The organism is Bradyrhizobium sp. CCBAU 53415, from assembly GCF_028128735.1.
In the GTDB taxonomy this organism is placed as follows: domain Bacteria; phylum Pseudomonadota; class Alphaproteobacteria; order Rhizobiales; family Xanthobacteraceae; genus Bradyrhizobium.
Genome location: NZ_LBJF01000019.1, coordinates 32,454 through 59,031, shown reverse-complemented (window position 1 = coordinate 59,031; position 26,578 = coordinate 32,454). Strand labels below are relative to the sequence as shown.

Sequence of the window (26,578 nt, the reverse complement as noted above, 5' to 3'; positions counted from 1 at the left end):
TTCATGAAGCTGGCGGTATCGGCGAGATGCGAGCTGGAAATTCCATTTCTGTCGCTAAGTGCGACAGCTTGTCCGGGTTTTTGACGATGTAGATCGCGGTGATCCCGTCCTCGCGGATGTCGAGCGCAGTCGTCTGCAGAACGCCGCGTCCATCGAGGCTAACGTAGCCTGGCAGGCCGTCGATGGTGACGACACGAAGCAGCTTCGGCGGTACGACGTATTTGCGTCGCTGCCTAGCAAATAGGCGCAGGGCCCGCTCGACCCCCCGAATGACATTGCGGAAAGCAAGGACTTTGCCGCCGCCATCGGTATGGATCTCGACATTCCTTGCCAGCAGCGCCGAAAGCGCCGCCACGTCCCCGTCGCGTGCTGCGGCGAAGAAAGCACGGGTGATCCGATCCGCATCCGCGGGTTCGACATCAAAGCGGGGACGTGCGGTCTGCACGTGCTTGCGGGCGCGCGCCGCGAGCTGACGAACAGCTGCCGGCTGGCGGCCGAGCGTGATGGCCACTTCGGTCAGCGGCACGTCAAAGACGTCGTGGAGAAGGAAAGCGGCCCGCTCAAGAGGCGACAGGCGCTCAAGGGCCAGCATCAACGTGACCGTGACGTCGTCGGCGACCGTCTCGTTCGGCTCCACGGAACCGACGAGAGGATCTGGCAGCCAGGGTCCGACGTAGGTTTCCCGGCGCGCCCGCGCGGAGCGGCGTCGGTCGAGGCACAGGCGTGTGACAATGCGGGTCAGATAGCCGGGAGGCGAATCGACGCCACCCTCCACCCCGACCCACCGTAGCCATGCGTCCTGAACGACGTCCTCCGCCTCGGTGAGCGAGCCCATCATCCGATAGGCCAAGCGTGTCAGGCGCCTGCGCTCCGCTTCGAACTCGGTGGTCCGCTGATCGTCCATCGCCTCCATCCGCCCAGTTTCCTCGCAGATCATATCCGCTGTCACCGTCGCTCGCGCATCCCGAACCCGAGAATAAGACGATCGGACCTGCGTGGATGTGACATCGGCCGCTTTGAATGGAACCGCCGAGTGTCATGTCACACCCTGACCGCTTGGCCCGTCATCGCTCCGAGCGTCGAATCTCCGGCGTTCCGAACAACGAGGCACGTCATGAGCGAGAACAAGCGGCTGGTCTGGAACGAAGTGGCACCCCACGGTGCAAAGGCGCTCTTCAGCATCCACCACTACATCACCACGGGTACCGACCTGCCCCACGAACTGATCCACCTCGTCTTCCTGCGGGTTTCGCAGATCAACGGCTGTGCGCACTGCATTGACCTGCACACCCGGGACCTCTTGGCCACGATGTCATTTGAAAAAGTCGCCCTCGTTCCGGTCTGGGCCGAGGTGCCCCACCTGTTTCCCGACAAGTACCGGGCTGCCCTCGCGTGGGCGGAGGAAGTTACGCTCGTCAGCGAGACGCACGCCTCCGACGAGGCCTATGCGGCCGCAAGCGCGGCTTTCGCTCCAAAGGATCTCGTGGACCTCACGATCACGATTGCGGCCATGAACGCGTTCAACCGGTTGGGGGCGCCCTTTCGGCTCCCGGTCAAGGCTAAGGCCTGATCCGCTTCTTCGCATCGATTCGGAATGGCCCAAGGGCCGTTCCGAAGCGGAGCCGCGGGTGCCGGCCTATGAACCGGAGCGGAAGTTGCGCCCGGAGAGCTGTAGCGCCGCGCGCCTCAGGTCTCTCGCTCAGAGCTTTACCGAGATGAAGGCTTCTTCCGGAATCGCAAGCCTAGGCATTGCGCCGACTACAATGCCAGCTATTGGCCCGTGGGTGACCTCAGCCCACCGCGCGGCAATGTCGGCTTCCGAGAGATGACCCGACCGAGGGCATGCTGGCTGCTGAGGGCAGCCTTTGACCCTGAGCAGACTTTTGGACCGTTCTCATTCCGTATAGAAGTCGCCGTTTGTTCCCATTTGAGTATCCTTGGTTATTTTTAGGAACGTCAAAGGAGGTTTAGCGTCTGGCTCTATTCGAGAGGACCGCCGCCATGCCAGAGCATCACATCGAAACCCCGCTCTTTTGCCCTAAGTGCCGGAAGAGGACGCGGCTTCTCGAACGGCTTTGGAGCACAAAGACGGGAAACTACGTGTACGTGTACAAATGCCAATGCGGGGAGCTAATCTGGGAGGATTGATGACCGACAAGAAACCACCCAAGAAGCCCCGCGCAAGTCAAAAGCCGTCTCCCATCGACGAACTGCGCCAGATGGTCGAAGAGGACATCGAGTAGCAGCGGAAGTTCGTCCAAGAACTAAAGCGCAAGCTGAACTAAGGCTGCTTCAGTTGGCGGCCTCAATCATTCAGCCGACGTTGACTTTCGCTTGTGGCCCGATGGCGAAGTGCGTTTTAGTTCAGGTATTGTTAGCGCATCGGGGGCATACCGGAAGTGACGCGGCGCTGCTCAAACCGGCGCTTCTGACCCGTGGCTGACTTCCGCCCACAGAGCTGCGATTTCCGCTTCCAAAGAATGACCGCATCAGGGACATCCGGCTGCCATGGACGGCCCTTGACCCTTTCAGACATCAGACAAAGTGGGCTCTATGGACGCGACTGGAGTACATAGAACTTCGAGCTAGGCCGTGTACCCATAAACCCGGCGCCATGATGTAACTAAAACAATGTCTCCTTTGCCCCTACAGCGACCGACTTCGGGCGGCAGCGCAATATGTCGCGATAAGCCCCAAGCGGAAGTCGCCGTTGGGAGACCGCCAACTGAGGGGGCATCACTCGTCCCATATCAGCTTGCGTAAGTCACGGTGCCTTTGGCCATGTTGGGGAGCGTAAAGGAAGCGCTCGTCTCTCTCAGTCACCGACGCCTCGGCAACCTCGGCCATGATGCAGATGATCTAACCGGGCCGATCTTGGCTGGTTGCTAAGCTCTCATGGCGGGACAAGCAGCCCAACCAACGGGGCGCGAACTTCACTTTCCTTCCGATTTCACAATTTCTGCAAGGCTTTCGAGCTGGTGCCCCAATGCTGTCCAGCTTCGTGAAATGCTCAAAAGAACCGCAGAGCGCCTTGCTGAATTTTTCGAATCGGCTCCTCGGATTTTAAAATCAGCGGCATACGCTCTGCATTGTTCAATGGATGGCATTTGCGCTCCCGCATGTATGTAAATCTCGCCAAATAGGCGGCTTTACTGCTGCACCATTCAGTCTGAAACGTGAAGCCGGCTTCCAATGGGCCAGGAGGCTTAACGTTCCACCGCCTCTCACGAGAGCTTATGATCCTCCTCTTCCCAACCCAGCCGCCAGAGGTTGTGGCCTCCAGAGTAAGGTGGGAAAGGATTTTCGTCGATACGTATACCGCCGCGTCGGGCCTCTTGGCCAAGGTGGTAAGCGAGCCGCCGAGAGACCCGGAGTTTTCCCATGCCTAAACCTTTCTCGGTTTTGAAGACCGCTACTCCTCCGTAAATGTGGCAGTCTCGCTGACCTTCTGAGGGAGTAGTGGACGGTACCCTTTGAGCAGGACAGTCGGATCGGACTCCGCCAGAACCTTTTTTGCAAACTGTACGACCTCTCGCGCGCGCTCGATGAGTTCGCGATCGAACTCGCTGGGTCGATAAATCTGCATTTGGGCGGTTGGTCGGGGCGCTTGAGGCATAGGGCCAAAGCCATCAGGTCACCAACTAACGCAAATATTCAACGAGGTTTCCACAATTCCCGGCGAAAAGCGAAGCGATCCTCTTGTTGGCGGCGGTCGTTTTCGCAAGCTGCCAACATCTCTCGGCGCTGCCGGATGATTTCCCTACTATGAGCAATCGCTCGATCGGCGGCATCAAACAGATCTTGAAGTTCCCGGCCATACTGCTCGGTCATCATGGCGCTCCCTGGCTCGCAGGCGGGAGCACAATGATCTCTCAGCCACCGACGCCTACGGGCAGAGCCGAAGCCGGTGATGGGGACACAATAGCTGCGTCAATGGTTGGTTGCAAAGCTCCTGGTTTGGGACTTGGACAGGTCTACTCTCTTAAGGATTTGCATTGGCAAGACGGGCGATAAAATGGGGTTCTGAGCAAGATTGCCGTGAAGGTCTGCTGCGGCTGTCAAACGCCATCCGGAACTGCCCCCTTTGCGTCATGAAGAACTGCCCCCACCCTCGGGTTCATGATGTCGGTTGAAGGTTGGCTCCGCCGCTGACGGGACGGAGGGAGGCGGAGCCGACCGGAGGGCCGTCAGCGGCGGGCGGCTTGATGAGGCCGCTCTTTCGCTTGGCGCGGAGCCGGTAGCTGTCGCCGCGGATGGTCAGCACGTGGCTGTGGTGCAAGAGCCGGTCGAGGATCGCGGTGGCGACCACTGGATCGGCGAACACGGTGCCCCATTCGGCAACGCTGCGGTTCGACGTGATCAGCATGGCGCCAGTTTCGTAGCGCCGGCTGACCAGCTGGAAGAACAGATGCGCCGCGTCGGGCTCCAGCGGCAGGTAGCCGAGTTCGTCGACGATCAGCAGCTTTGGCTTCGCCAGCGCGAGCAGTTTCTCGTCCAGGCGCCGTTCGCCGTGCGCCTTGGCGAGGCCAGCGACCAGCGTCGTCGCCGTGGTGAACTGCACCGTGTAACCGGCCAGGATCGCCTCTCGCCCGAGCGCGATCGACAAGTGCGTCTTACCGACGCCCGGCGGGCCGAGCAGCAGCACGTTCTCGCCGTTGGCGATCCAACGTGACGCGGCCAGGTCGCGGATCTGCTTCGGATCGATCGACGGCTGCGCCTCGAAGTCGAAGCCCGCAAGCTCCTTCACGGCCGGGAAGTGTGCAAGTTTCAGCGCCATCTCGATGCGGCGATGATCCTTGCGCGCGATCTCGCGCTCGCACAGCAGGATCAGCGTCTCACGCGCCGACAGGTTCGCGCGCGCCGCCTCGTCGAGCAGGTTGTCGAGCTGGTCGCGGATGCCGGAGAGCTGCAATCGCGCCAGCATGGCCTCGAGCCGATCGGTCGGCACTTCGGTAGCCTTCTTTGTGTGCGCCATCAGAAGCTCCCTCCGATCACTGCCTCGTATTCGGCAAGGGGACGTAACAACGAGGGCGGCGGAGACGACGTGGGCACCGTCGATACCGCGATCTCCGCTCGGCAGACCGCGCCATTGCGGCCGGCAACCCCGTCGAGGTGGGCGGGATCGACGATCCGCAGCCGGCGGCCCTCCGATTGCTTGTGGACCGCAATCTCGCGCATGCCATGGCGGATGCGCACCTCGCCGGCCGCAACCGTCACCGCCACGCGCTCGCCGATCAGCCGCCACGGCACCGAGTAGCTGTTCGTGTCGATCTCGACGGCACAATCGTTGCCGACGACGCGGGCCAGTTCGCGCAACGATCCGAACGACGGCTGCCCGCCGAGCGGCTTCAACCGGTGTGCTTCGTCGCGCGCAAAGCGAGCGATCGGCGCCTCGCCGGTCGTGCCGTGGATACGCACGTTCGCCACCTCGCGCTCCCACCCGGCGAGATGCGCCTCGAATGCCTCCCAGCTCGCGAAGGAATGCCCCGCGATCGCGTTCTTCTTCACGTAGCCGACGCCATTCTCCGTCTTGCCCTTCGTGCGCGCCCGATACGGCGCGCAGGCGCGAGGACGGAAGCCCCAATGCTTCGCGAACGCGATGAGCTTGTCGTTAAACTGAACCGACCGGCTCACCGCATCGTGGCGCACCACGAGCGCGCGCGGATTGTCCATCAGCACTTCCTCCGGCACGCCGCCGAAGGTCGTGAATGCGCTCTCGAGCCCGGCGAACCAGTGCTCTTGCTTCTCGGCCCGGAACGCACGCACATGCAGCCGTCGCGAATGCCCGAGCGTCGCCACGAACACGAATGCCTTGACCTTCACCCAGCCGATCTCGACCAGACGCTCGCCGAAGTCGATCTGCAGCTGTCGGCCCGGGGGCGTCTCGAACCGCGTCGTCGCCAGCGCTTCGGCCTTCAGCGCCTGGCGATAGGGCTGCACGGCGCGTTGGAGCGTTCGCCGGCTGACTGCCACGCCTTTCTCGGCCAACAGGTCCTGGCGCACCACATCCGCATTGCCGCGATGCCGAATGAACCTCTCGCGCAGCCAGCCTTCAAGGCCATCGAGCCGTTTCGGGCGCTCAGGCGACTTGAACGGCTTCAGCCCGCCCGCCGCCACGTAGCCCTTCACCGTGTGGTGGCTGCAGCCCAGCTGGCGCGCAATCCGCTTCAGACCCCACCCGCACGCCCTCAGGCGCAACATCTCAGCCACGTCATCCGGCGTCTTCATCACCTGCCCCCGTGGATCAATCCACGACGAGCCTTCCGTGATTCGTTCCTCGTTCATTCGCTCTCTCCTCGGCTATCCAAGGAGGGGGCAATTCCTCGTGACGCCGAGGGGGCAGTTTTCCATGGCGCGCGACAGCGGCCAGAAGCTGCCATCGGCAGCTCTGTCACTGACGGAGAAAGAGGTACGCATGCCTACTGGACGCGCGCGATCTGAAAAGAGTACTTCGCCTCCAAGACCGGACCATTTTTGTCGCGAACGACGATCATCAGATCGCGAGCACGCGGGTTGCCGTTGGTCGCCCGCACCTCGTCTCTCAGCATATCGGCAAGAGCGTAAGCCGCCTCGTTTTGAATCTCATCTAGAGAGGAAAGCTCCGTTCCCTCTTCGTCGGGAGCTAACCCTTCGGCGCTAAGCAGATCGAAAAAATATAGCGGCATTCGGCGCGCTCCGATTTCGAGGCGGGAGCGCAAACATCTCTCAGCCATCGACGCCTGCGGGTCGCGTGCCGATGATGGTTGTTAACTAGCACAGCTTTGCCGTTGTTCCTACTCCGGGGGCCTCAGTCCGGGCGACCGGAGCCATTCGCTCAAGTGCGAGCCCGTCTCTGCTTGACGCGCTCTTCTCAGCAAGGTGTCCCTGAGAGCACCTGGGGGGAGCAGCTTGGCTTCTTCCCGCAGGCGCTTGGCCTCGACAGATAGGCGTTCTTCGAGAGAGAAGATCTGTTTAACGCGGCGACGCTTCGGCATAGGCAAAATCCAACGCTTATTAGCGAGAAAGCAACCGGCGTTCTCATAACAGAAGTCCTACGATCGAAGATAATGACCCGAAGCGGGCACTGGTTCAGTATCTTTTGATACGTGCAAAACAATATTGCACATGAAACCCGGAAAAATTCTCAAGTTACTCAAGAGGCGCTGATTGCTCAGTTGGAGCAATTTGCACCTGACGCACAGAGAACGCGGGCCGAACAATGCCGAAGTCAGTTGGCGCGTCGGTGTCTGCTATGGGTCCATTTTCGACGCATCTGGCAGAGATTGAGGGCTGTTGATGTCCGCTCTGTCCGTAAGCGCCATACCAGGAGCAAGCCAGGATCGTTGCGTTTGGCCCGACTACCGTGATTCAAACTCCTGAACTGGAGGTCGAATCATGCGCTACGAACTCACGGACCATGAATGGACCGCCATCAAGCCGATGCTACCGAACAAGCCGCGTGGCGTTCGTCGGGTGAACGACAGACGGGTCCTGAATGGCATCTTCTGGGTCCTCCGATCAGGAGCACCTTGGCGTGATCTGCCGACGGCGTTTGGCCCATACACCACTTGCTACAACCGGTTCGTTAGGTGGCGGCGGGCCGGTGTTTGGGGCCGCATCATAGAAGCGCTCGCCACTGCCCATGATGCCGCTGTCCAGATGATCGACACCTCCATTGTCCGCGTGCATCAGCATGGAGCCTGCATCACAAGAAACCAGCGCCAGTCGATGGGAAGGTCACGCGGCGGCTTGACGAGCAAAATCCATGCGGTGGTCGATGGCAATGGCTTGCCGGTACGGCTGGCGCTGAGCCCGGGTGAGGCCCATGACGTTCGACTCGCCGGAAAACTGCTGTCTCGTCTGAAAGCAGGCTCGATGCTGCTTGCCGACCGTGGCTATGATGCGGACTGGATCAGGGAGATGGCTATGAAGAAGGGCGCGTGGGCCAACATCCCGCCGAAGAGCAATCGTAGCGATCCGATCTGCTTCAGCCCCCACCTCTATCGTGCTCGCAACCAGGTCGAGCGGTTCTTCAACAGGATCAAACAATGTCGTCGGGTGGCGACGCGCTACGATAGGCTCGCCGCCAACTACCTCGCATTCGTTCAACTCGCATCAATAAGGCTATGGCTGCGCCTTAATGAGTCCGCGTCCTAAATCGCGAACCGCTGTGATCAATGCTGCGTTGAGCGAAGTGCTCCGATCAGTCGCGCAGCCGTGCCTGGCTTAACTCCAGGCGGAGTTGTACGCCAGAAGGCTTCCAAACAATATCGACTTTTCCGCCGAGCTGCCCTTCGACCGCAGACTTAATGAGCCTGCTGCCGAAACCGGTCGATGTCGGCTTGGCAATCGCAGCAGAGGAATTGCGCTCGCTCCACGTCAGAACCAGATCTTTTCCAGCAAGTTCCCAGCCGATCATCACCTTCCCGTCTGCACGACCCAGTGCGCCATACTTGGTAGCGTTCGTGGCAAGCTCATGCAGGATGAGCGCCATAGCGGAGGCTGATTTCTCGCCCAGCAGGATTTCCGGTCCGGCCAAGCTCACTTTGCCATGTTGCGCGTCACTCAAATGCGGTGCCAATATCTGTTCAGCAAGATGGATGAGCAACACCGAATGCGCCGGCATCGAATCTGCTGCGCCGATCCGGACGAGGTCATGTGCCCGCGATAGCGCTTGCAAACGTGCTTTAAGCGCGGAGCTCATTTCAGCCGTCGTATTGCTCGATCGGCCCGTCATGTACACCATGGCCTCGAAGAGCTGGAAGAGGTTCTTCACCCGATGATTCAGCTCTTGCATCAGCAGCTGCCGGGCCTCCTCGGCCATTTTCAAATCATGCAGGTCAGTGCACGTGCCGTACCAGCGGATGATTTCGCCCGCCTCGTTGCGGACGCACTGTGCACGTCCGATCACCCAGCGATATTCACCCGAGCGGTGCCGCAGCCGATACTCGATATGATAGGGGGTGCCCGTAGCCAAGCTGTGGCGCCACAATTTCCAGGCTCGCTCCTGGTCGTCGGGGTGAAACATTCCGTTCCAGGCCTCACCATCGGTTGAACCTTTGGGCATCCCCGTATATTCGTACCAGCGGTCGTTGTAATAATCATGATAGCCGTCAGGCAGCGTCGACCAGATCATCTGGTCGATGGAGTTAACGATGGCCTGGTAACGTTCCTCGCTTTCGCGAAGAGCAGCCACCGCCCGGATCGTGTCCGTCACATCGGTCGCTTGCACGAAAATGCCGTACCGGTCGCCCGCGCCGTCGCTTATCGGCTGATAGACGAAGTCGAGATGCCGCTGCTCGCGAATTCCACTTCGATCCAGGACGACCGGAATGGCGCGCCCGGCGTAAGGCTCTCCGCTCTTGTAGACGGTGTCGAGTAGCTCGATGAAACCTTGCGACGCCACCTCGGGCAGGGCCTGGTCGACCGACTTGCCGAGGATGTCGTTACGGCCCACCAACTGCAAGTAAGCGGGGTTTGCGATTTCAAAGACATGGCGTGGCCCCCGCAGAACGGCCGTCGCGCCTGGCGCCTGTTCAAACATCAGGGAGAGACGCGCAATCTCCTGCTGGGAGCTACGCCGCGCCAGGACAATTTGAGTTGTCTCGTTGCCTTGATTGAAGATGCCCGCAACCTCGCCGTCTTCGCCGCGGATCGGGCTGATGCTGTAGTTCCAGTAGGTCTCCTGCTGGACGCCGCCACGCACCATTGGCAGCATTTCGTCATAGGTAGAAAAGCCCTCACCCGTGGCCATCACGTTCTCGAACTGCGGGCCGACGACGTGCCAGATGTCGGACCAGACTTCCTTGGCGGGGCGGCCGAGAGCCCAGGGATGGCGCTCGCCCGGGATGACAGACCACGCGTCATTATAAAGGAGCCTGAAGTCCGGCCCCCAATAGATCGCCGTTGGAAAGCTCGAATACAGGCAAATGGACAGTGCCGAACGAAGCGATTGCGGCCACGAATCCGGAGGCCCGAGTGAATTTGACCTCCAGTCGAACAGGCGGATGCGCTCTCCCATCCGTCCTCCCCCGTTCAGGAATGTCAGCATCTCGTCACGCATCGAATGCCCGTCTCAGCCCTCCGGGAGCAACTTATCCAGCATTTCGGCGGACGGATACCCCCTGGCATGTCCTTACAGAGCGAACTGATGGGCCGGCTCTGTCCCGTCCAAAATATTTGCTGATCTCTCTCGATCTAGACCGCCCCCGGGAAGCTCTGCAAGTGGGCAAGAAGTTGGCAGAGCGAAGCCGAGAGACTGTGACGGTTCGGGACCATACCGGTGTGATCATAGGCGTCTTCACCCGGACGCGCATTGACTAAAGACGCCCCCGGGTTGGCGGCCCTCTTCATTTCAACCCAAGTTGGATTTCCGCTGTTGGCCCCTAGCTGACCTTCACGGCCATGCCGACTGGAGGCCACTTTTGACCCACAGCGGACTCCACCTCATCGCCTTTCAGGCGGGCGCTCATTGGTGTTCAAGACAATCAAGAAGCGAAAACAAAATGATGAAGAAAAAGGCCCGACCGCAAATGCGGCCAGGCCAGTTTACTGGATATGAGAAAGCTGCGGTCAGTACCGTCCGGCAGAGGGCCCGCCGAACTTGTAATTCACGCGAACCGTGACGAGGTCGACATCCTGACGAATGCGATCCGCACCGAATGCAACGCCCGCGGGGGTTGTGAAGGTAAGGGTGCGATCCTGCATGAACAGATGATCGTATTCGACACCAGCCGACCAGCCGGGGGCAAAGCCGTATTCAAAGCCTACGCCGACGGTACCGCCCCAACGGGTGTCATCGCCGGTGCTGGCAAGCAAGGCGCCAGTCGCAGTCGAGTAGATCCGGTTTCGATTGTCGGTCACAGCAGCACCGCCCTTGACGTAGAACAGGACGTTGTTGGTGGCCCAGCCGAGCTGACCCGTGAACAGACCGAACGCATTGATCCGCGATTCGTTACGGAAGCCCGGTCCGAAGAGCGTGCTCAAGTTGCTGCCTCGCAGGTCAGCCCAGTCGCCCTGCGCTTCGAGGCCGAACACCCATGTTCCAGTCTGCCAGCGATAGCCGATCTGACCACCCGCAACGCCGCCCGTTGCGTCGTGCGAACCTTCGGGGCCCACCAGGAACGGGGCAACCGAATCCCAGCTGTTGCGACTTGAGCCCCAACCGCCGTTGGCGCCGATGTAGAAGCCGCTCCAGTCGTAGATCGCGGCGACCATTGGAGGTGCCTTCGTGTAGGGACGCGCAGCCAGATCTGCCGCGCTGGCCGGAGGCGATAGACCGAGCGCCAATGCCCCGGCCGTTGTCATCAGAAGTCTTCTCACTAAAGTGTCTCCCCGAAAAAGAGTTGAAAGCACGACACGCGTACCCCCACTGCCGAGCACACCTTAACCTTTCCCTCGCTCGTTGCTGTAGCCGGCTTGCAACACTCTGCCGCGATAATTCCAAATAGCTCATATCAATTAGACACTTAAGTTCCACAAGGCTTAGCATTTCTTATAGGGTGGCGAACGTCTTCAAGGCCGGCAGACTCTTTTGCTTCTGGCCAGTCACTGACGACGTGAAGCGCGGCTTCAACGGCACGGGGTCCGTTACAATTTTCGGATGTAGACCCAACCGGACCTCGACGGACTGCGACAGGGAGTCCTGCGAATTGTGGGCAACAGGCCCGGAATCCAGGCGATCCCGAGCCACTCCAGAACAGCCGACACGTTGCTTCCATTCGATCGACTTCTCCGACCGTCCCACCTCCCGCTCCAGCCGCCGGTAGTGCTCGGCCAATCTTGTCGGTGGCTCGTTCGCGTCCGAGCATCAGGAAATAGTTTAGCGACTGCGATGGTGACCTGCTCGGCCGTCCAGTCGGTCCCCTTGGCCGCCGGCCCTGTATCATCTGCCTCCACTGGGTCCACTGGTCGCTTTCCCTGCTCGCACGGAAAAAGCCTTCCAGGCAGCAGCCCATCCGCAAACTTTCGAAAAGCCTTGCATGCGTGGTGTGCCGCGATATGCGAGTTGCGCTCGATCGCAGGACCGCCTTTATCCCTGTGGCCTTCAGGAGGTGCGATTCACCGGATGAGAGTCAGGGTTGACTTATCCAAGAAGCGCTTCAGTTTGGCGGCGAGCAGATCTCGGGTACGGATCTCGCATTCCCAGATGACCAGAACTCGCCGCCCGATCTTGCGAAGTTTTTTTCTGCTATCGGCGTCCCGGGGACGTGTCGCGCGAGAGTTTTGCGGCCCAGAAATTCTTGCAGGTCGCCGGCTGTGTGGATTTCGAGCATCCTTGTGTTGATGCCAGAAACAGCCATGAACGAACACGACCGTGGCAAGACGATGTCGTCACTCCCATTTCGGCGTCTCGATCCGACGCGGCGGCGGCGGTGCCGGTGTGCATGCCGGGCTGCTACGGCGAACTTCTGCCGGCAAAGCCGACCGATGTGTTCGTTGCCTTCTTCAAAGAGCCCACCACGACAGCGACCGCTCGCCGAACGCGCTGCTATCGCGGGTTCGCCCGCACCCGGACGTTGAGGCCAGGATCAAGCCGTTCATAGGAAGTTTCACCTTCCAGCTGCTGGGCGAGCAACTGGACGATGCGCGACCCCAATCCGCCGGGCTCTGCCCCCTCGGGCAGACCGACTCCGTTATCGGAAACCGACAGCTCGATGCCGCTTCCACTTGCGAACGAGACCGCAATGTGGCCGGGCCTGTCGGCGGGAAAAGCGTACTTCAGCGAGTTCGTGACAAGCTCGTTCGTGATCATGCCGATCGCGAGCGCATGGCTGCTGGCCAGGTCGATGTCCTCGCAGACCACCTGAAATGCAATCGGCCCGGGAGGCGCCAAAGACTGGAAGACCTTTTCCACGACGTTGTTCAAAAAAAAAGCGCATGTTCACGGAGTTCGAATCCCGCTTTGGCGAGAGATGGTCGTAGGCCTCCGCCATCACCTGCAGGCGACGCGCGGTGGCCTCCAGCGCGGCCGCGACTTCCGAACCGCCGTGTCTCGCCTCCAGCCTAATCATACCGCCAAGGATTGCGAGGTTGTTCTTCGTCCGGTGAGCCATCTCCTGCAGCAGCAGGGCCTTCGTCTTGTCGGCCAAAACCACCCGCCCCAGCTCGGAGCGTTGGAATTCGGCGACGGCGGCCGTTCCGGCTGCGGTGATGGCGAAGAGAGCGTTAGTCGCCAAGTAGTCCATGCCGTTGTTGCTGGCATAGCCGACGTAGGCCCCGATGGCGACCGCGATGATGGCTGCGAAAATTCCAGAGCCGCGGTCGAAGACGAGGCCCGAGAGAAACACACCGGGAAGCAGCAGGAAATATCCCGGCGAACCCGTCTGCATCTGCAGTGCCATCTGCAGGACGGCGCAGCCCAGCATGATGCACGCCGAAATGGCGTACCTGGCTACTGTCGGAAGCCATGCTCCAGGACGAGAGGGAAGAGCCTGTTCATGGACAGAGAACCGCAGCCACGCATGCCCGTTCCTCACTACGGCGCGTCTGCTCCAGGCCACGGGCCCAGCGCTCTCGCAAGCTGCATCAGAGCCGGGAACGACCGCAACGTTGCGCCGTTCGAATGTGAGACACTAAATCCACAAGAGCCCCCAGTGAGCGTACTTCTCGTCGAAGACGATCCTCTGATCCGCGAATTCGTCGTCGATGCCCTGCGCGAGGCCGGCTATCACGTGATCCATGCGAGCACGGGAGAGGAAGCGCTCGCTTGGTGCGACCGCCGCGTCGCGGATGTTCTGATCACCGACGTGAGGCTACCCGGGCAGGTCGACGGGTGGCAGATCGCGGAGCGCTATCGGGAGCAGTACCCGAATTTGCCGGTCGTCTACGCGACCGGCTTCTCGCCGGTCCCGCCTCGCCCGGTCCAAGGCAGCCGTATCGTGAGAAAGCCCTTCCACCCGGACGAGATCGTGCGGGTGGTCCAGGAGCTCGGCGAGACGAGGCGAGCACCCCCGACCTAGCGATCAACCGGCGGCCGCACGTCCGGAACTTCAGCGGGTGTGGATGCGCGAAGATCCAAACTTCCTTCACGCAGGAACGAAGGCTTGGCTGCCAAGTTTTCCCAACGCCCCTGCCCTAGGGGCGAACCCGGTACTGGCCCCAGCTCATAGCCCCCTAGAGCTGGGGCCTTCATACCGGCAGGCTATCTGTTCGGGAGAGCTTCAGCGAAATCGCTCGCCGACCACTACTCGTCGACCGCGGCAGCGGTGTTGCCGAGCAGCTTCAGCGCCGTCTCGATCTTTGAAAGCAACGCCTGGATCTCGGCCCGTTCGTTCGGACCCGGATCGGTCTCAAGGCGCGCGAGCAACTGCTCTTTCTGGGCCAGGAGCTTCGCAACAGCCGACATCTCATCATCCCCACAGGAACCGACGGAGAAAGGGCCGCTCGAGAGCGGCCCTTTCGTAGTTCACCAGCTCCGGGTACCGAAGCTGAAACCGATGCTCGGCCCACCGCCATAGTAGCCGTAGCCGCGGTCGTAGTAGCCGGGGCCGCCATAGTAGCCGTAGCTCCGGCGGACCACGTACCCGTCGTCCCCGCCGTAGTAGCGCTGGACGTAGCGTGGGCCGCGGGTCCGGTAGCAGCGACCGTACTCGTTACAAACGAGCCTGACCTGCTCGGTGGCACCGAGCTCGGCCGATGCGATGGCCGCAGGGGCGAGCGGGGCGGCATTCGCCGACGCTGCCATCAGGGTCGCCGTGAGCGCTCCCAACACGATGGTTTTCATGGTTCTTCTCCTTCGGTTGCGAGATCAATCGATCTCTTCGATGATGCGACGCTCGTGAGGTTCGACGATGTAGGTGCGCCTGTCCCGGTTGATGTACCGGTACTCGCGAAGGGTCGGAGCATCCCGATAGACCTCCTCCGGGAAGGCCTCGATCTCCACGCCCTCCGGCACGCGCTCGCCGGTCCGGATCTCGGTCCGGACCGAGCTGCCGGTGGTCACCCGCTTCTCGCGCTCGACCGGTCGCGCCTTGGCGTGCTTGCGGACGACCTCGCGTTCACGGTCGCTGAACGTCACCTTGCGCTGCTCGGTGCGCGCCGGCGCCGACGCGGTCGAACGGCCCGAGTACGGCAGGACGGTCACGATCTTGTAGGTCGATGGTTCGATGATCACGATCTCGTCCTTCACCAGGACGAAGTTGTAGCCCCGATACTGCGGCACGATCTCGACGACCTCGGCCGGCAGCGGCTGCAGCCGGATGTCGCGCGGGACGACGGTGCCCACCGACAAGGAGAAGTTCACGTTGGTGAGGGGCTGCACGTTCAGGTGCGAAATCGACGCGCTGATCCGGGTCCGCTGCTGGTCGTTGATGTTCACCGACGCATTCACGTTGGTGTTCGACGAACGATCCGCCGTGTTCTGCTGATTGTTCGGCTGCTGCGCGGTATTGGTCGAGCCGCTACCCGAGGGCGACTGCGCCTGGTTGGTGCCGGAAGCCGGCGGATTGGCGCTCTGCGTCGTGCCAGACGGCGAGTTGGTCTGCGCCTGGTTGGACGGCGTCGTGGACTGGTTCGTCGGCTGATTGGTCTGGGCCTGGTTCGTCGAGTTGCCCGAGGCGGGCGCCTGGGTGGTGTTGGTGCCTGACCCGGAATTGGACGGCGGGCTACCAGAGGTCTGGTTGGTCGATGACGGCGACAGGCTCTGAGCCGAGTTGCTGGAGGGAGTGGTCTGAGCCGAGCCCGACGAATTCGAGGGCGTCGACGTCGAAGAGGACGGCGTCGACGTGGAGTCCTTTTGCTGCGTTGCGGACGGAGTGGAGCTCGACGTGCTCGGAGACGATTGCGCGAATGCCGAAGTCGCGATGGCAACCGCAGCGGTCGTGGCCAAGAATAAACGCTTGTTCATCTGAAACCTCCCAAATGTGGACGCCGATCAACCCTCGGCGCCGCCTTCGGTTCCAGCCGGGAAAATCTGGCAATCCGCAGCGAGATCGAGCTTGCGATTTGCCCGGCGGCTAGAGATGCTGCTTCGCGGAAGGGCAAGCACGCGTTCACCAAGACGGCGTCGCCCGCCCGCCCGTCGTGCGAACGCCGCTCCCACACGATCTCCATGGCACCGTGGCCCGCTGTGTCTTTTGATACATTCGCGCCACGTCCGAGGTGCTACGACTTACCAAATGCCGAGCGGCGGGGCGGCCGATGAAACGACTTAGGCATTCCTTGGGGGACGTCGGCAATCCTAGCTGTCCAAATTGCCGTGTAACAATGAAATGGTTTCGGTCCGAACTCGTCCGGGACAATCCCACGACGATGATCGCGCACCTCTTCGTCTGCCCAAATTGCAAGGGCGCGCAAGGACAGGACACGGATTTCGAGCCGGTTGTCGTGCCGCCAAACAGGCTGGCCGGACCGCGATTTCAGGTCATCAAGGGGGCAAGCAGACCACCTGAAAGCGGTTCCATCATGGCTTCCAGACCGGGAAAAAGTGGAACTTCTGCCGCGTCCGCCTCGTTAGCAATAGCCACTTTACAACTGCTTGAGGAGAACTCCATGAAGAAGCTGGTCGTGTGCGGCGCGCTCGCCGCTTTCGCTCTCGGCACCCAGGCCGCCAGTGCCGCCGAGTTCTACATCGTCCGCGATGCGACGACCAAGAAATGCACCGTCGTCGACACCAAGCCGACGACCACCACCACGACAGTGGTGGGCAACGGCGTCTACAAGACCAAGACGGAGGCCGAGTCCGCCGTAAAGACCACCAAGGTTTGCACCGAGCACTGATCGCAGGCCGATTTAACGAGCGGCTCGTCCGGTACGCCGGGCGGGCCGTTTTGTTTCGGCCGAACGATTCCTTCGGAGGCGCTACCTGCCAGCGACCAGCTCGCGATATCGTTCTTCGTATTCCTTCGCCATTCGGCTCGCGACGAAGCGCTCCTCGAAGCGGGCGCGGACCCTTCGTCGGTCCAAGCGGATGACCTTCTCGACTGCTTCGATCGCCTCCTGCTCGCCGTCCACGATGAATCCGGTGACGCCGTCCTCCACGACCTCCGGCACCGATCCGGAGCGATAGGCGATCACCGGCGTCCCGCATGCCATCGCCTCGATCATCACCAGGCCGAAGGGCTCGGGCCAATCGATCGGAAACAGCAAGGCGGAGGCGCCGGCGAGGAACGGCTGCTTCCGCAGTTCGTTCACCTCGCCGATGAGCTGGACCGTCTCTCCATCGATCTCGGGTTCGAGCTTCTTCTTGAAGTAGGCCGTTTCGGCCCGGGGTATCTTGGCGGCGATCCGGAGCGGCATCTGAACCGCCCGCGCGATGCGTATCGCTGCTTCAGGCCCCTTCTCCGCCGTCAGCCGCCCGAGGAAGGCCAGGTACGATCCGGCTTCGTAGGAGGGACGAAACAGATCCTTGGGCAGCCCGTGCGGAATCGTCGCGATCCAATTCGCGTCCGGGAGCGGACGCCGCTGGTTGTCCGAGATCGAGACAAAAGGAGCCTTCGGGAAAGTGCCGATCACATCGGGCAGCCCCGGAAGGTCGAGCCGCCCGTGCATGGTCGTCAGAAACGGCACTCCAGTGCGGCCCAGGACCGGCAGAGGCAACCAATCCACATGAGAATGAATCACGTCGAAATCGCGCGCGCGCTCGCCGATGGCCTCGATCAAGAGCGCGCAGGCGGCGTTCGGATCGACGCCTTTCCGCCCCAGGCGTAGCGCGCGCGGCCACACGGCATGGAGCTTGGCTTTCGTGCTCGAGTCGCCGCTCGCAAACAGCGTCACGTCGTGCCCGCGATCGACGAGCTCGTCTACCAGCCAGGCGATCACCCGCTCGGTGCCTCCGTACAGCTTCGGAGGGACGCTCTCGGCCAACGGGGCAAGCTGGGCGATCCGCATCGAGCTAGGCTCCGAACACGATGCGCAAGCCGATCACGATGATCGCGGAGATCAGAAACGAAATCGCGAGCAGCGTCCAACCGGGCCTTGTGCTTCCGATGGCTGCGCGTGCCAATAGCATTTTCATGCACGTCAACATTCGTCTCTGGGAAGCCGGTGCAGGTAAGCGATCCCGAAGCTGGCGAGCTCTCCGGTATCACCCTGGCGCTCTTCCCATCTCCTGTGCAGATGGCGCTCCAGCAAACAGCGTCGGCTGTCGCGAGCGCCGACGTCGGGGCGCCGAGCGCGGTACACGTTCCAGGGGGTCTCCGAGGCGTTCTTCAAGACGACATCGTCAACCATTTCTGCGCTCCCGGCGACCGATCCGATCGCTGGCAACTCGACACAGTCGGCAAAGTTTCCAGTTTTTCCCGAGCGCGTGCCTCAACGCACAAGCGGGCGTTCAGCAAGCTTTTGCGCGGGCCCGCTCGCGTGCCGCACGACGGCGCTGCAGGCGCTGGCTTCGGCCGGAGCGCCTGGCGGCGAGAGGTGTGGACGCCGCTGGACTTGAAGCCGGCGGCTCCACGGCGGGCGCAGCGCTCTCCGTCGTTGTCTCGGCAGGCTTGGCTTCCATGAACCCCAGCACGGCACGGCCCTTCTCCGTGATCCGCCATCCGCCATTCAGACGCTCGACCAATCCTTGCGAGAAGATGTCGAGCTCCGGCACGCGAGCGGCAAGGCGCTTGGTCCGCTCGGCCCAGTCGCGCCCGCTCGTCGCCAGGATCGCCATGTCGCGCTTGAGATCGACCATGACGGCGAACCCGTCGGGATAGCTCACCAGGATCTTGAGCACGGTGACCTGGAAGTTCACCCCAGCCTTCCTCGACCTATCGCCACATGGTCGGAGCGTCGTGGAGGGCCGCGCGTCCGACCTGCTTCAGCTTCTCCGGCGAGCTGTCGCCGTTCGTCGCCGCTTCCAGAATCCTCGAAGCAACATGGGTGCGCGCCGCGGTTTCGTGGCGCGAGACGTCTTCGCAGACCTCGTCGGATACGGCGCGCAAGAGCGCGGTCGTGGCCGGATCGAACATGGAAACCCCCAACGCAGGAAGAGTTAGCTTACCGCGGAATAGCTTTGCGACGAATTCAACAAAGTTAACCGCCCCGCCCCAAGCATGAACGGCCCCCACGTGCGAGCAGCCCACCCGGCTGCAAAGCTGCTCCTTCGGTCCCCTTCTTTGACCCTCTCCCAGGCTTTCCGCTCACCACGATCCGCCGGCAGTCGCATCGGCGCGCTCGAAGGCGAGACGGCGGTCGGGTGTCCGCTTCCGCAGCATTGCCGACCGCTTCGGATGCGTGAGGACCGCCGCAACGTGGGCCGGCTCTTCCTTCTGGGCCTCGCCGGATGGTGCGGCAGGCATGGCGGCCATGGCTTCTCGCACTTCCCGCGGCAGCTCTTCCGGGATCGGATCGGCCTGCGCGATCATCGGTACCTCGGCGCGCTGGCTGGTGTCGAAGACGATTTTCTCCGGAAGGCTCCTCGCCGATTTTATCCGGATGATGGTCCTGTCGGGGTCGGCCACGGCGGCGGCTTCTACCGGAGCGGGCAGGTACCGATCCGCAGCGAAGAGCAACGCCAGCAGGAACCCGCCAACGAAGACGAAATAACGAATGATCGGCATGGATGGCCGCTCGGAAATGGGAAATCAAGGTATCGGCGGATGGGAGGCGGGCCGCTGCGATCAGCGACCCGCTAGAATGCTCAGTCGATCTCCTGGACGACCGTCCGGGTCGACGGATCGACCAGCATCACGCGCTCGCCCGAGTAGACATAGCGGTACTTCCTGAGCGAAGGACCCCAATCGGCGGGCACCGCCTCGAGCTCGACCTCGCGCGGGACGGGCTGGCCGACCACGATCTTCTGCTGCACCGGACGAACCTTGTGCTCGGTGACGTAGGTGCGGATCTTGGTGCGGTATTCCGGCTCGATCTGCACGGCGGCCGAGTGACCGGTGCCGGTGGTTGTGACGACCGTCGACTGCGCCATCGCGCCCGTCGAGATCAGCGCGGCCAGGGCCGTCGTCACTAGAAGATTGTTCATGTTGTTCTCCTCGCCGCCAGATGCGGCATGCGAGAACCCGCAGATGATGGCAAGGTTCCGGAAAGAGGCAGGAGAATTGCCATATTTTCCCGAACGTCGGAGGCGAGAGCGCGGGAAGTCGGCTCGGATCAAGGATTGGCTCGAGCCCCGAGAGCGTGGTCCGCCAGGCACTCGGTAAGGTCATCCCTTCTGCAGCACGGTCGAGAGCGCCGAGGCGTCATTCAATATCGAGAAGACCTCGCGCGAAGACAGATGCGCGGCGGCTTCCTCGAACGTCTCGCTGGCATCCACCTTGGCACGTCCGACCGCCAGGTTGGCGTCTACGGTATCGGGCCTGGCAGCGCGCGGTGGCGGCAACTGGGCGACATGAAAGGCCAGCAGCTCGGGGGCTTCGCGAAGCTCCGTGAGAGCGGGTTTGATGCCGACCTCCGCCGCCGCACTCAATTCGTTGGCCCGGCGCAGGATTGAAGGCGGCTCCCGGTCTTCAGGGGTGGCGAACAGTTTGCCGGACGACGGCCTGGCCGTCAGCGCCCCGATAGGAACAGCGAACAGCAGCCCGACGATCACCGGCGACATCCAGAGCAAAAGTGGCAACGAAACGGCGTAGGCGCTTGCGGCCATCGCAACGCCGCACAAGGTCGGGATGCCGTACTTCCGATAGAGCTCGCGGCGCTCCACAGTGCCGTCGTCTCGTCTTTGCGTCTGCCATCCGGCATCGCGGCCGGCCAGAATCTCGACGACCGCGATCGACTGAAAGATCATCATTACGGGCGCCATCAATGCAGAGATGACGATCTCCGCGAGAACTCCGGCCGAGGTCCGCAACGCGCCGCCGAATTGGCGCCTCACCGGGCTCCGCGTCCAAACGACGACCAGACTGAGCAGCTTCGGCAACAACAACAGTCCCATCGTGGCGACGAACACCCAAATAGCGAGCACGGGATCCTGGGCCGGCCAGGTCGGAAAGAGGGAGAAGCCCTTGGGAAAATACTCCGGGCGCACGAAGCGGGCCTGGAGCGAGATCAGCATCCCCAGCAGCAGGAATAGCAGCCACAGCGGCGCCGTTAGATAGGCCCCGATCCCCACCATGAAATGCAGGCGCGATACCCAATGGAGACCGCGAGCGGGCACCACGGCGAGATGCTGAAGATTGCCCTGACACCAGCGCCGGTCGCGCGCGGCGAAATCGAGCAGCGAAGGCGGCACCTCCTCAAAGCTTCCGCCGAGCGTCGGCAGCATGTAGATACCCCACCCCGCCCGCCGCATCAGCGCGGCCTCGACGAAATCGTGGCTGAGGATGTGCCCGCCGAACGGCTTGGGTCCCCGAAGCTGCGGCAGCGCCGCCGCTTCCGCGAACGCCTTCACGCGGATGATCGCGTTGTGGCCCCAATAGTTGCCTTCCGAGCCGTGCCACCAGGCCACGCCGGCGGCGATCATCGGCCCGTACAGCCGGCCCGCGAATTGCTGGACGCGGCTAAAAAAACTTCGCGCGTTGACCACCATCGGGAGCGTTTGGACGAGCCCCGCGGTCGGATTGGCCTCGATGGCATGGACCAACCGGACGATGGTCTGTCCGCTCATGAGACTGTCGGCGTCGAGCACGATCATGAAGTCGTAGACGGCGCCGAACCGCGTGATCCACTCGGAGATGTTGCCGGCTTTCCGCGCCGTGTTGTCGGCGCGGTGGCGATAGTACAGTCGCGGCGTCCCCACCGCCTGCCGTAGCGCGAGCAACGCTTTCTCCTCGGCGACCCAGATGTCCGGGTCGGTGCTGTCGCTCAGAACGTACCAGTCGAACAGCTCCCCGTGCGAGGTCGCCTCCAAGGATTCGATCATCGCGCGAAGCCGCGCCGTCAATCGGTGCGGGTCCTCGTTGTAGGTGGGAAGCAGCATGGCGGTGCGGCTCACGATCGCAGGCAGCTCCGCAACTACCGCGGTCGGATGGGTCAGCAGCACGAAGAACCCGGCGAGTGCGGAGGCAAACGAGAAAGCCACCCACGCGAGCAAAACGAGGAACAGCACCAGCACCATGGCTTCCAGTACGGTGACGCCGCCGACCTCCAGCACGCGATACATCTCGTAGCCGCCCGCGCCCGTGAGCGCCGCCGTCGCGAGCAGAATGAGGCCGCGGCGCCAAGCCATCGCGGAGCCCACCGCCGCAGGAACGCGGTCGGGGACCCGGGCCTTCCCGAGGTTGCCAGGAGCCATCGGAAGCGGCGTCTCGCGAGGCAGCAGGCGCTCCGTCGCGATATCGCCGGCGACCGGTCGCGTCGCCGTGGTCAGGGGGCCCATCGGTAGACCCAGACTTCCGACAAGGGCTTGTCACCCTCGGTCAGAAACGCGCGCAGCTCGATCGGCTCGCCTTTCACCTGGCACTGGAAGCTGAGCCGCCAGCCACCGGTGTAGGGATTGGGCTGCGTGACGATGTTCTTCACTTCGGACTTCTCCGCCGTCACCACGCCTTTCACGCCCGCGGGATCGATGCCCTTCAGGTTCTCACCGACCAGATCGAGGACGAAGAGGCGGGCATCCTCGCCCCGCGCCCCTATTCCGCTTCGCGTGAAGCGCGCCAGCGAATGCGGCTTCGGGCTATCCGGGCCCCAGTACAGCCGATAGGTGTAGTTGTGTTCGCCCTTGGCCTGCAGGGGGTTCTTCGGCCGCCAGAACGCGGCAATGTTGTCGTGAACCTCCTCCTTGGTCGGGATCTCGAATAGCGTGACCCCGCCCTCGCCCCAATCGCCGATGGGCTCCATCCAGAGACTTGGGCGTTTTTCGAAGCTGGACTCGATGTCCTGGTAGGCGAAGAAGCTTCGCTCCCGTTGCATCAAGCCGAAGCCGCGGGGATTGAGATCCTGAAAGGTGCTGATCTGCAGATCGCGCGGATTGCTGAGCGGGCGCCAAAGGCTTTCGCCCTTGCCGTTGAAGATCGCCAGGCCGTCGGAATCGTGGACCGACGGACGGAAGTCGTCGATGTCGTTGCGGTCGTTCGGGCCGTAGAAGAACATGCTGGTCATGGGCGCGAGACCGGCGCGCTGCATTTCGACGCGCGGATAGACCGACATTTCAACGTCGAACACCGTGGTTTCGCCCGGCCGGACGGTGAAGCGGTAGCTTGCCGCGCAGCTTTTGCTGTCGAGGAGAGCTTGGATGACCATCGAGGTTGCACCCGACGCCGGCCGCTCGAGCCAGAAGGCCTTGAAGAGCGGAAACTCCTCGCCCTTGGCTTCGCCGGTATCGATCGAGAGTCCGCGGGCGGAGAGCCCGTACGTCTGCCCCTTGGCCACAGCGCGGAAATAACTCGCGCCCAGGAATACGCAGACCTCGTCGTAATAGTCGGGACGGTTTATGGGCGCATGGATGCGGAAGCCTGTGAACCCGAGATCCGTCTCCTCGAACGCCGGGACCTTCTCTCCGAAAGAAAAGTCCGCCTTGCGGTACTTGATCTCGGCGACCTTTCCATCCGCGACCTCGAAGATATTCACCCTGTTCTTGTAAAAGAAGCCACGATGGAAGAACTGCGCTTCGAACGGAAGATTCTTGCCACGCCAAAGGGCCCGCTCAGGCAAAAAGCGGATCGAACGGTACTGGTCGTAGTCCAGGTCTTTCAACCCGGCCGGCAGCTTCTCGTCGGGCGCCTCGAACGGCTTGCTTGCGATCGCACGGGCAAGATCCCTCACCGTCGACGGGCCAAAGGTCTCGTCCGACGCAGCGGCGAAGCCGCTGCGCGAGGCGAGTAGCATCGCCGGCAGTAACGCCGACCCTTGAACAAGCTGGCGTCGGTTCACGTGTACTCCTCGCTACTGCTGCCGCGGCCAAGCAACGATCACCATGGCCCGTGGGTTCCACGGCCCGCGTATGGTCCCAGAGGTACATACTTCCAGCATCATTGGCCGAGGCTCTGCCCGTAGGCGTCGGTGGCTGAGAGACCGATTGCGCTCCCGCCCGCACCAAGTGGAGCACAACCATGCCTATTGCGCGCTTGCTCGCGGACATCACCATTGCGCCAGAATAGCGGAACGCTCTCGAGTTGGCCTTCAAGGCCGCTCTCCGAAAACTCGAACTCGTCGATCGCGAGGGCCCTTGTGCGCTGTCGTCGCAAGGAAGATGCTCGAACTTCATCAGCGCGGTGTGACCGATGCTGCCGCACTCTCCGATCTGACCATTCGAGAAATCGGTAGGCAGCGGTTCAACTCAGCGTCGGCTCGCTACGCGAATGCCCGGCGAGTACCTAACTCCCTTCGGTGCCGCAGCGATTAACTTGCCGCCTGCTCGGCGGCGCGGCGGGCCCGTCGTCCGGTCGTCTTCACACGCTCGTTCGCCGTTTTTTCCGCTTTGGCGCGCGATTCGCATTTCTCCCGCAGGTCTTCGATCTCTTCGTCCGTGAGATGCTCGATACCGACAAGGGAGTTTCGCGCCGTCCCGACGCGGATCAATTCGTCAAGCTTGACCTGCATGGCTGCGCTGTCGCGGTTCTGGGAATTCTGAATGAGGAAGACCATCAGGAAGGTGACGATGGTGGTGCCGGTGTTGATGACCAACTGCCACGTGTCCGAATAGCCGAACAACGGACCGGTGACTGCCCAGATGATGACCACCAGGGCCGCGAGCACGAAGGTCGACGCGCGCCCCGCAGCCTGCGAGGTGCGGGTAGCAAACTCGCCGAAGAAGCGGGCGGTGCCGCCTTCCGTTTTCTTCCGCCTATCACGCATGAGATCCTCCGATTTTGAGAGAACGGGCGAAGAGGTTCGCGGGTTCCCCGTAAGGCGCATCGACCACTAGCCTCAGTCGAAAGTATGAACGTCCGCAATGGGATCTGCGGAACTGGAGGGCAAACGTTCCGGTTGGATGCCCAGCATGGCTCGGATCGAAGACTACGCCTTGATCGGCGATTGTGAGACTGCGGGTCTGGTCGGGCGCGACGGGTCAATCGACTGGCTCTGCGTCCCCCGCTTCGATTCGGACAGCTGCTTCGCGAAGCTACTCGGCGATGAGCACAACGGATACTGGAAGATTTGCCCCGAGGCTCGCTCGAGCAGCGAACGACGCTACCGACCGGGCACCTTGATCCTCGAGACGACCTTTACGACCGACTGCGGCCGGGTCCGCCTCATCGATCTCATGCCGCCTAAGACGGATCTCTCGAAGGTCGTCAGAATCGTCGAAGGACTGGAGGGCGAGGTCGAGATGCGCAGCGAACTTGTCGCGCGCTTCGACTACGGGACCAGCGTACCTTGGGTCAGCCGCCTTGAGGACGGAGCGGTCAGCATGGTCGCGGGCGCGTCGATGCTACTGCTCAGGACCGCGGTGCCGATGCGCGGCGAAGCCATGAAAACTGTGGGCTCGTTCTCGGTCGCGCGCGGCGAGACCGTGGCTTTCGTGCTTTCCCATCAGATATCCTACCAGGATCCCGCCGCTCCCGAGGACCCTGCGTCTCTTCTGAAACAGGCAGAGGATTTCTGGCGCAATTGGTCCAGCCGCTGCAAGACGGCAGGGCCATATTCGGAGGCGGTCCAGCGATCCCTGATAACTCTCAAAGCGCTGACGTTCGGGCCGAGCGGCGGCATCGTCGCCGCCGCTACGACGTCGCTGCCGGAGCAGATCGGAGGCTCGAGAAATTGGGACTACCGCTTCTGCTGGGTACGTGACGCCACCTTGACGCTACTGGCCCTCGTGGGCGCGGGCTTCTTCGACGAAGCGCGCGCTTGGCGCGACTGGCTCGTCCGCGCCGTCGCGGGAAGTCCGCGGCAGCTCCAGATCATGTACGCGGTCACCGGCGAACGCAGGCTGACCGAGTGGGAAGTCCCGTGGCTCTCCGGATATGAGAACTCCAAGCCCGTCCGGATCGGAAACGCGGCGCACACCCAGCTTCAGCTCGACGTCTACGGCGAGCTGATGGACGCCCTATATCAGGCGCGCCGCGGCGGTCTCCGCGAGAACAAGCGCGCCTGGGCAGTACAATGCGCGCTGCTCGACCATCTCAAGAGCATCTGGAGCCAGCCGGACGAGGGCATATGGGAGGTCCGGGGCGGCGCGAAACACTTCACGTATTCCAAGATCATGGCGTGGGTCGCCTACGATCGGGCCATCAAGTCGGCTGCCGAGTTCGGCATGAAGGGCCGCGTCGAGGAGTGGGAAGCGCAACGAGCCGCGATCCACGACGAGGTGTGCCGGCGCGGCTACGACCTTGAGCGCAAAACCTTCGTCCAGGTCTACGGCGAGCCGCAACTCGACGCGAGCTTGCTGCTGATCCCGGCCGTGGGCTTTCTGCCACCCGAGGATCCTCGCGTGATCTCGACGATCCAGGCGATCGAACGGGAATTGCTCCAGGACGGTTTCGTCCGGCGTTACGATACGGGTGCGACGAAGGATGGTCTGCCGCCGGGGGAAGGCATGTTCCTGGCCTGCAGCTTCTGGCTGGCGGACGCCTACCATCTGATCGGCCGCGACGCCGAGGCCAAGGAATTGTTCGAGCGGCTTCTGGCGCTTCGCAACGACGTCGGCCTGCTATCGGAAGAATACGACATTTCGCGGCGGCGCTTGGTCGGAAACTTTCCGCAGGCCTTTTCTCACATAGCCCTCGTCAATACCGCCCACAACCTCACCCACCGCGAAAAACCCTCGGAGCACCGCGGTAGCAAGAGAGCCCTCCCCAGCGAGGGAGATGAAGCCGCGCGCTCCGACTAGGAGGTCCGC

The 26,578-nt window shown here is 62.3% G+C and carries 26 protein-coding genes; 5 read left to right on the top strand and 21 right to left on the bottom strand.

The features are described 5' to 3' along the window. Position 1 precedes the first annotated feature (1 nt). A complete protein-coding gene (gene sigJ, locus XH87_RS11770; protein WP_244659518.1) occupies positions 2-904 on the bottom strand; it encodes an RNA polymerase sigma factor SigJ in 903 nt (300 codons plus the stop codon). Between the two features lie 210 nt (positions 905-1,114). Between sigJ and XH87_RS11765 the strand changes: the two genes are divergently transcribed. Then, positions 1,115-1,570 carry a carboxymuconolactone decarboxylase family protein gene (locus XH87_RS11765; protein ID WP_028141951.1) on the top strand — a complete coding sequence of 152 codons (456 nt, stop codon included), beginning with the start codon at positions 1,115-1,117 and terminating at the stop codon, positions 1,568-1,570. Between the two features lie 2,084 nt (positions 1,571-3,654). Here XH87_RS11765 and XH87_RS11760 read toward each other — a convergent pair. The 4 genes from XH87_RS11760 to XH87_RS11745 all read right to left on the bottom strand — a co-directional run bounded on the left by XH87_RS11760 (position 3,655) and on the right by XH87_RS11745 (position 6,665). Further along, positions 3,655-3,834, bottom strand: coding sequence for a hypothetical protein (locus tag XH87_RS11760; protein ID WP_128963645.1), 180 nt, complete (start codon positions 3,832-3,834; stop codon positions 3,655-3,657). Positions 3,835-4,117: 283 nt separating this feature from the next. Further along, complete coding sequence (istB, locus tag XH87_RS11755) at positions 4,118-4,975, bottom strand: IS21-like element helper ATPase IstB (RefSeq protein WP_271587386.1); 858 nt, start codon at positions 4,973-4,975, stop codon at positions 4,118-4,120. Then, positions 4,975-6,285, bottom strand: coding sequence for an IS21 family transposase (istA, locus tag XH87_RS11750; protein ID WP_442868261.1), 1,311 nt, complete (start codon positions 6,283-6,285; stop codon positions 4,975-4,977). Before istA ends, istB begins: the two co-directional genes overlap by 1 nt. A 134-nt stretch (positions 6,286-6,419) precedes the next feature. Then, entirely contained in the window at positions 6,420-6,665 is a 246-nt protein-coding gene (locus tag XH87_RS11745; RefSeq protein ID WP_128963644.1) for a DUF6894 family protein, read from the bottom strand. A 709-nt stretch (positions 6,666-7,374) separates the two neighbouring features. Between XH87_RS11745 and XH87_RS11735 the strand changes: the two genes are divergently transcribed. Further along, positions 7,375-8,136, top strand: a complete 762-nt coding sequence (locus tag XH87_RS11735; RefSeq protein ID WP_128963640.1) for an IS5 family transposase — start codon at positions 7,375-7,377, stop codon at positions 8,134-8,136. A 46-nt stretch (positions 8,137-8,182) separates the two neighbouring features. Here the strand turns inward: XH87_RS11735 and XH87_RS11730 are convergent, their stop codons facing one another. The 4 genes from XH87_RS11730 to XH87_RS11720 all read right to left on the bottom strand — a co-directional run bounded on the left by XH87_RS11730 (position 8,183) and on the right by XH87_RS11720 (position 13,346). Further along, the gene (locus tag XH87_RS11730) at positions 8,183-10,042 is read right to left on the bottom strand and encodes a PAS domain-containing sensor histidine kinase (protein ID WP_035709162.1); all 1,860 of its coding nucleotides are present in this window, start codon (positions 10,040-10,042) and stop codon (positions 8,183-8,185) included. A 509-nt stretch (positions 10,043-10,551) separates the two neighbouring features. Beyond that, positions 10,552-11,286, bottom strand: coding sequence for an outer membrane protein (locus XH87_RS11725; protein ID WP_035703233.1), 735 nt, complete (start codon positions 11,284-11,286; stop codon positions 10,552-10,554). A gap of 1,183 nt (positions 11,287-12,469) precedes the next feature. Beyond that, on the bottom strand, positions 12,470-12,733 hold the full coding sequence (locus XH87_RS36755; protein WP_442868260.1) for an ATP-binding protein: 264 nt from the start codon (positions 12,731-12,733) through the stop codon (positions 12,470-12,472). Further along, positions 12,615-13,346, bottom strand: a complete 732-nt coding sequence (locus tag XH87_RS11720) for a histidine kinase dimerization/phosphoacceptor domain -containing protein (RefSeq protein WP_271587384.1) — start codon at positions 13,344-13,346, stop codon at positions 12,615-12,617. Before XH87_RS11720 ends, XH87_RS36755 begins: the two co-directional genes overlap by 119 nt. Positions 13,347-13,574: 228 nt before the next feature. Here XH87_RS11720 and XH87_RS11715 point away from each other — a divergent pair, with 228 nt between their 5' ends. After that, positions 13,575-13,940, top strand: coding sequence for a response regulator (locus XH87_RS11715; RefSeq protein ID WP_035703238.1), 366 nt, complete (start codon positions 13,575-13,577; stop codon positions 13,938-13,940). Positions 13,941-14,164: 224 nt separating this feature from the next. Here XH87_RS11715 and XH87_RS11710 read toward each other — a convergent pair whose 3' ends face one another. The 3 genes from XH87_RS11710 to XH87_RS11700 are packed head-to-tail and all read right to left on the bottom strand — an operon-like array spanning position 14,165 to position 15,826. Beyond that, entirely contained in the window at positions 14,165-14,326 is a 162-nt protein-coding gene (locus tag XH87_RS11710) for a hypothetical protein (RefSeq protein WP_193374107.1), read from the bottom strand. A 60-nt stretch (positions 14,327-14,386) separates the two neighbouring features. Then, on the bottom strand, positions 14,387-14,704 hold the full coding sequence (locus XH87_RS11705; RefSeq protein WP_035703241.1) for a hypothetical protein: 318 nt from the start codon (positions 14,702-14,704) through the stop codon (positions 14,387-14,389). A 24-nt stretch (positions 14,705-14,728) separates the two neighbouring features. Further along, positions 14,729-15,826 (bottom strand): DUF1236 domain-containing protein, encoded by a 1,098-nt coding sequence (locus XH87_RS11700; RefSeq protein ID WP_194403770.1) that lies wholly within the window; start codon positions 15,824-15,826, stop codon positions 14,729-14,731. A gap of 644 nt (positions 15,827-16,470) precedes the next feature. Between XH87_RS11700 and XH87_RS11695 the strand changes: the two genes are divergently transcribed. Further along, positions 16,471-16,698 carry a hypothetical protein gene (locus XH87_RS11695; protein WP_028141949.1) on the top strand — a complete coding sequence of 76 codons (228 nt, stop codon included), beginning with the start codon at positions 16,471-16,473 and terminating at the stop codon, positions 16,696-16,698. Positions 16,699-16,779: 81 nt separating this feature from the next. Here the strand turns inward: XH87_RS11695 and XH87_RS11690 are convergent, their stop codons facing one another. The 9 genes from XH87_RS11690 to XH87_RS11650 form a co-directional block, all read right to left on the bottom strand. Further along, a complete protein-coding gene (locus XH87_RS11690; RefSeq protein ID WP_271587383.1) occupies positions 16,780-17,808 on the bottom strand; it encodes a glycosyltransferase family 4 protein in 1,029 nt (342 codons plus the stop codon). A 4-nt stretch (positions 17,809-17,812) separates the two neighbouring features. Further along, on the bottom strand, positions 17,813-17,935 hold the full coding sequence (locus XH87_RS11685) for a hypothetical protein (protein ID WP_256379450.1): 123 nt from the start codon (positions 17,933-17,935) through the stop codon (positions 17,813-17,815). A 315-nt stretch (positions 17,936-18,250) separates the two neighbouring features. After that, on the bottom strand, positions 18,251-18,658 hold the full coding sequence (locus tag XH87_RS11680; protein WP_028141946.1) for a hypothetical protein: 408 nt from the start codon (positions 18,656-18,658) through the stop codon (positions 18,251-18,253). Positions 18,659-18,674: 16 nt separating this feature from the next. Next, on the bottom strand, positions 18,675-18,875 hold the full coding sequence (locus tag XH87_RS11675) for a hypothetical protein (RefSeq protein WP_028141945.1): 201 nt from the start codon (positions 18,873-18,875) through the stop codon (positions 18,675-18,677). A gap of 171 nt (positions 18,876-19,046) precedes the next feature. Beyond that, positions 19,047-19,466, bottom strand: coding sequence for a hypothetical protein (locus tag XH87_RS11670; RefSeq protein ID WP_050990942.1), 420 nt, complete (start codon positions 19,464-19,466; stop codon positions 19,047-19,049). 80 nt (positions 19,467-19,546) lie between these two features. Beyond that, positions 19,547-19,885 (bottom strand): DUF1236 domain-containing protein, encoded by a 339-nt coding sequence (locus XH87_RS11665; protein WP_028141944.1) that lies wholly within the window; start codon positions 19,883-19,885, stop codon positions 19,547-19,549. Between the two features lie 180 nt (positions 19,886-20,065). Further along, positions 20,066-22,177, bottom strand: a complete 2,112-nt coding sequence (mdoH, locus tag XH87_RS11660; protein WP_028141943.1) for a glucans biosynthesis glucosyltransferase MdoH — start codon at positions 22,175-22,177, stop codon at positions 20,066-20,068. Next, complete coding sequence (locus XH87_RS11655; protein ID WP_271587493.1) at positions 22,165-23,625, bottom strand: glucan biosynthesis protein G; 1,461 nt, start codon at positions 23,623-23,625, stop codon at positions 22,165-22,167. The genes mdoH and XH87_RS11655 overlap by 13 nt, the downstream gene beginning before the upstream one ends. 513 nt (positions 23,626-24,138) lie before the next feature. Next, on the bottom strand, positions 24,139-24,594 hold the full coding sequence (locus XH87_RS11650; protein WP_028141941.1) for a low affinity iron permease family protein: 456 nt from the start codon (positions 24,592-24,594) through the stop codon (positions 24,139-24,141). Positions 24,595-24,730: 136 nt separating this feature from the next. Between XH87_RS11650 and XH87_RS11645 the strand changes: the two genes are divergently transcribed. Then, positions 24,731-26,569 (top strand): glycoside hydrolase family 15 protein, encoded by a 1,839-nt coding sequence (locus XH87_RS11645; RefSeq protein WP_049801897.1) that lies wholly within the window; start codon positions 24,731-24,733, stop codon positions 26,567-26,569. The last annotated feature ends 9 nt before the right edge of the window (positions 26,570-26,578 follow it).

Excerpts from the sequence above, each read along its gene's own strand:
- sigJ (WP_244659518.1), bottom strand. The coding sequence starts at position 904 with ATGGACGATCAGCGGACCACCGAGTTCGAAGCGGAGCGCAGGCGCCTG.
- XH87_RS11765 (WP_028141951.1), top strand. The coding sequence starts at position 1,115 with ATGAGCGAGAACAAGCGGCTGGTCTGGAACGAAGTGGCACCCCACGGT.
- XH87_RS11760 (WP_128963645.1), bottom strand. The coding sequence starts at position 3,834 with ATGATGACCGAGCAGTATGGCCGGGAACTTCAAGATCTGTTTGATGCC.
- istB (WP_271587386.1), bottom strand. The coding sequence starts at position 4,975 with ATGGCGCACACAAAGAAGGCTACCGAAGTGCCGACCGATCGGCTCGAG.
- istA (WP_442868261.1), bottom strand. The coding sequence starts at position 6,285 with ATGAACGAGGAACGAATCACGGAAGGCTCGTCGTGGATTGATCCACGG.
- XH87_RS11745 (WP_128963644.1), bottom strand. The coding sequence starts at position 6,665 with ATGCCGCTATATTTTTTCGATCTGCTTAGCGCCGAAGGGTTAGCTCCC.
- XH87_RS11735 (WP_128963640.1), top strand. The coding sequence starts at position 7,375 with ATGCGCTACGAACTCACGGACCATGAATGGACCGCCATCAAGCCGATG.
- XH87_RS11730 (WP_035709162.1), bottom strand. The coding sequence starts at position 10,042 with ATGCGTGACGAGATGCTGACATTCCTGAACGGGGGAGGACGGATGGGA.
- XH87_RS11725 (WP_035703233.1), bottom strand. The coding sequence starts at position 11,286 with ATGACAACGGCCGGGGCATTGGCGCTCGGTCTATCGCCTCCGGCCAGC.
- XH87_RS36755 (WP_442868260.1), bottom strand. The coding sequence starts at position 12,733 with ATGATCACGAACGAGCTTGTCACGAACTCGCTGAAGTACGCTTTTCCC.
- XH87_RS11720 (WP_271587384.1), bottom strand. The coding sequence starts at position 13,346 with ATGCTGGGCTGCGCCGTCCTGCAGATGGCACTGCAGATGCAGACGGGT.
- XH87_RS11710 (WP_193374107.1), bottom strand. The coding sequence starts at position 14,326 with ATGTCGGCTGTTGCGAAGCTCCTGGCCCAGAAAGAGCAGTTGCTCGCG.
- XH87_RS11705 (WP_035703241.1), bottom strand. The coding sequence starts at position 14,704 with ATGAAAACCATCGTGTTGGGAGCGCTCACGGCGACCCTGATGGCAGCG.
- XH87_RS11700 (WP_194403770.1), bottom strand. The coding sequence starts at position 15,826 with ATGAACAAGCGTTTATTCTTGGCCACGACCGCTGCGGTTGCCATCGCG.
- XH87_RS11695 (WP_028141949.1), top strand. The coding sequence starts at position 16,471 with ATGAAGAAGCTGGTCGTGTGCGGCGCGCTCGCCGCTTTCGCTCTCGGC.
- XH87_RS11690 (WP_271587383.1), bottom strand. The coding sequence starts at position 17,808 with ATGCGGATCGCCCAGCTTGCCCCGTTGGCCGAGAGCGTCCCTCCGAAG.
- XH87_RS11685 (WP_256379450.1), bottom strand. The coding sequence starts at position 17,935 with ATGAAAATGCTATTGGCACGCGCAGCCATCGGAAGCACAAGGCCCGGT.
- XH87_RS11675 (WP_028141945.1), bottom strand. The coding sequence starts at position 18,875 with ATGTTCGATCCGGCCACGACCGCGCTCTTGCGCGCCGTATCCGACGAG.
- XH87_RS11670 (WP_050990942.1), bottom strand. The coding sequence starts at position 19,466 with ATGCCGATCATTCGTTATTTCGTCTTCGTTGGCGGGTTCCTGCTGGCG.
- XH87_RS11665 (WP_028141944.1), bottom strand. The coding sequence starts at position 19,885 with ATGAACAATCTTCTAGTGACGACGGCCCTGGCCGCGCTGATCTCGACG.
- mdoH (WP_028141943.1), bottom strand. The coding sequence starts at position 22,177 with ATGGGCCCCCTGACCACGGCGACGCGACCGGTCGCCGGCGATATCGCG.
- XH87_RS11655 (WP_271587493.1), bottom strand. The coding sequence starts at position 23,625 with ATGCTACTCGCCTCGCGCAGCGGCTTCGCCGCTGCGTCGGACGAGACC.
- XH87_RS11650 (WP_028141941.1), bottom strand. The coding sequence starts at position 24,594 with ATGCGTGATAGGCGGAAGAAAACGGAAGGCGGCACCGCCCGCTTCTTC.
- XH87_RS11645 (WP_049801897.1), top strand. The coding sequence starts at position 24,731 with ATGCCCAGCATGGCTCGGATCGAAGACTACGCCTTGATCGGCGATTGT.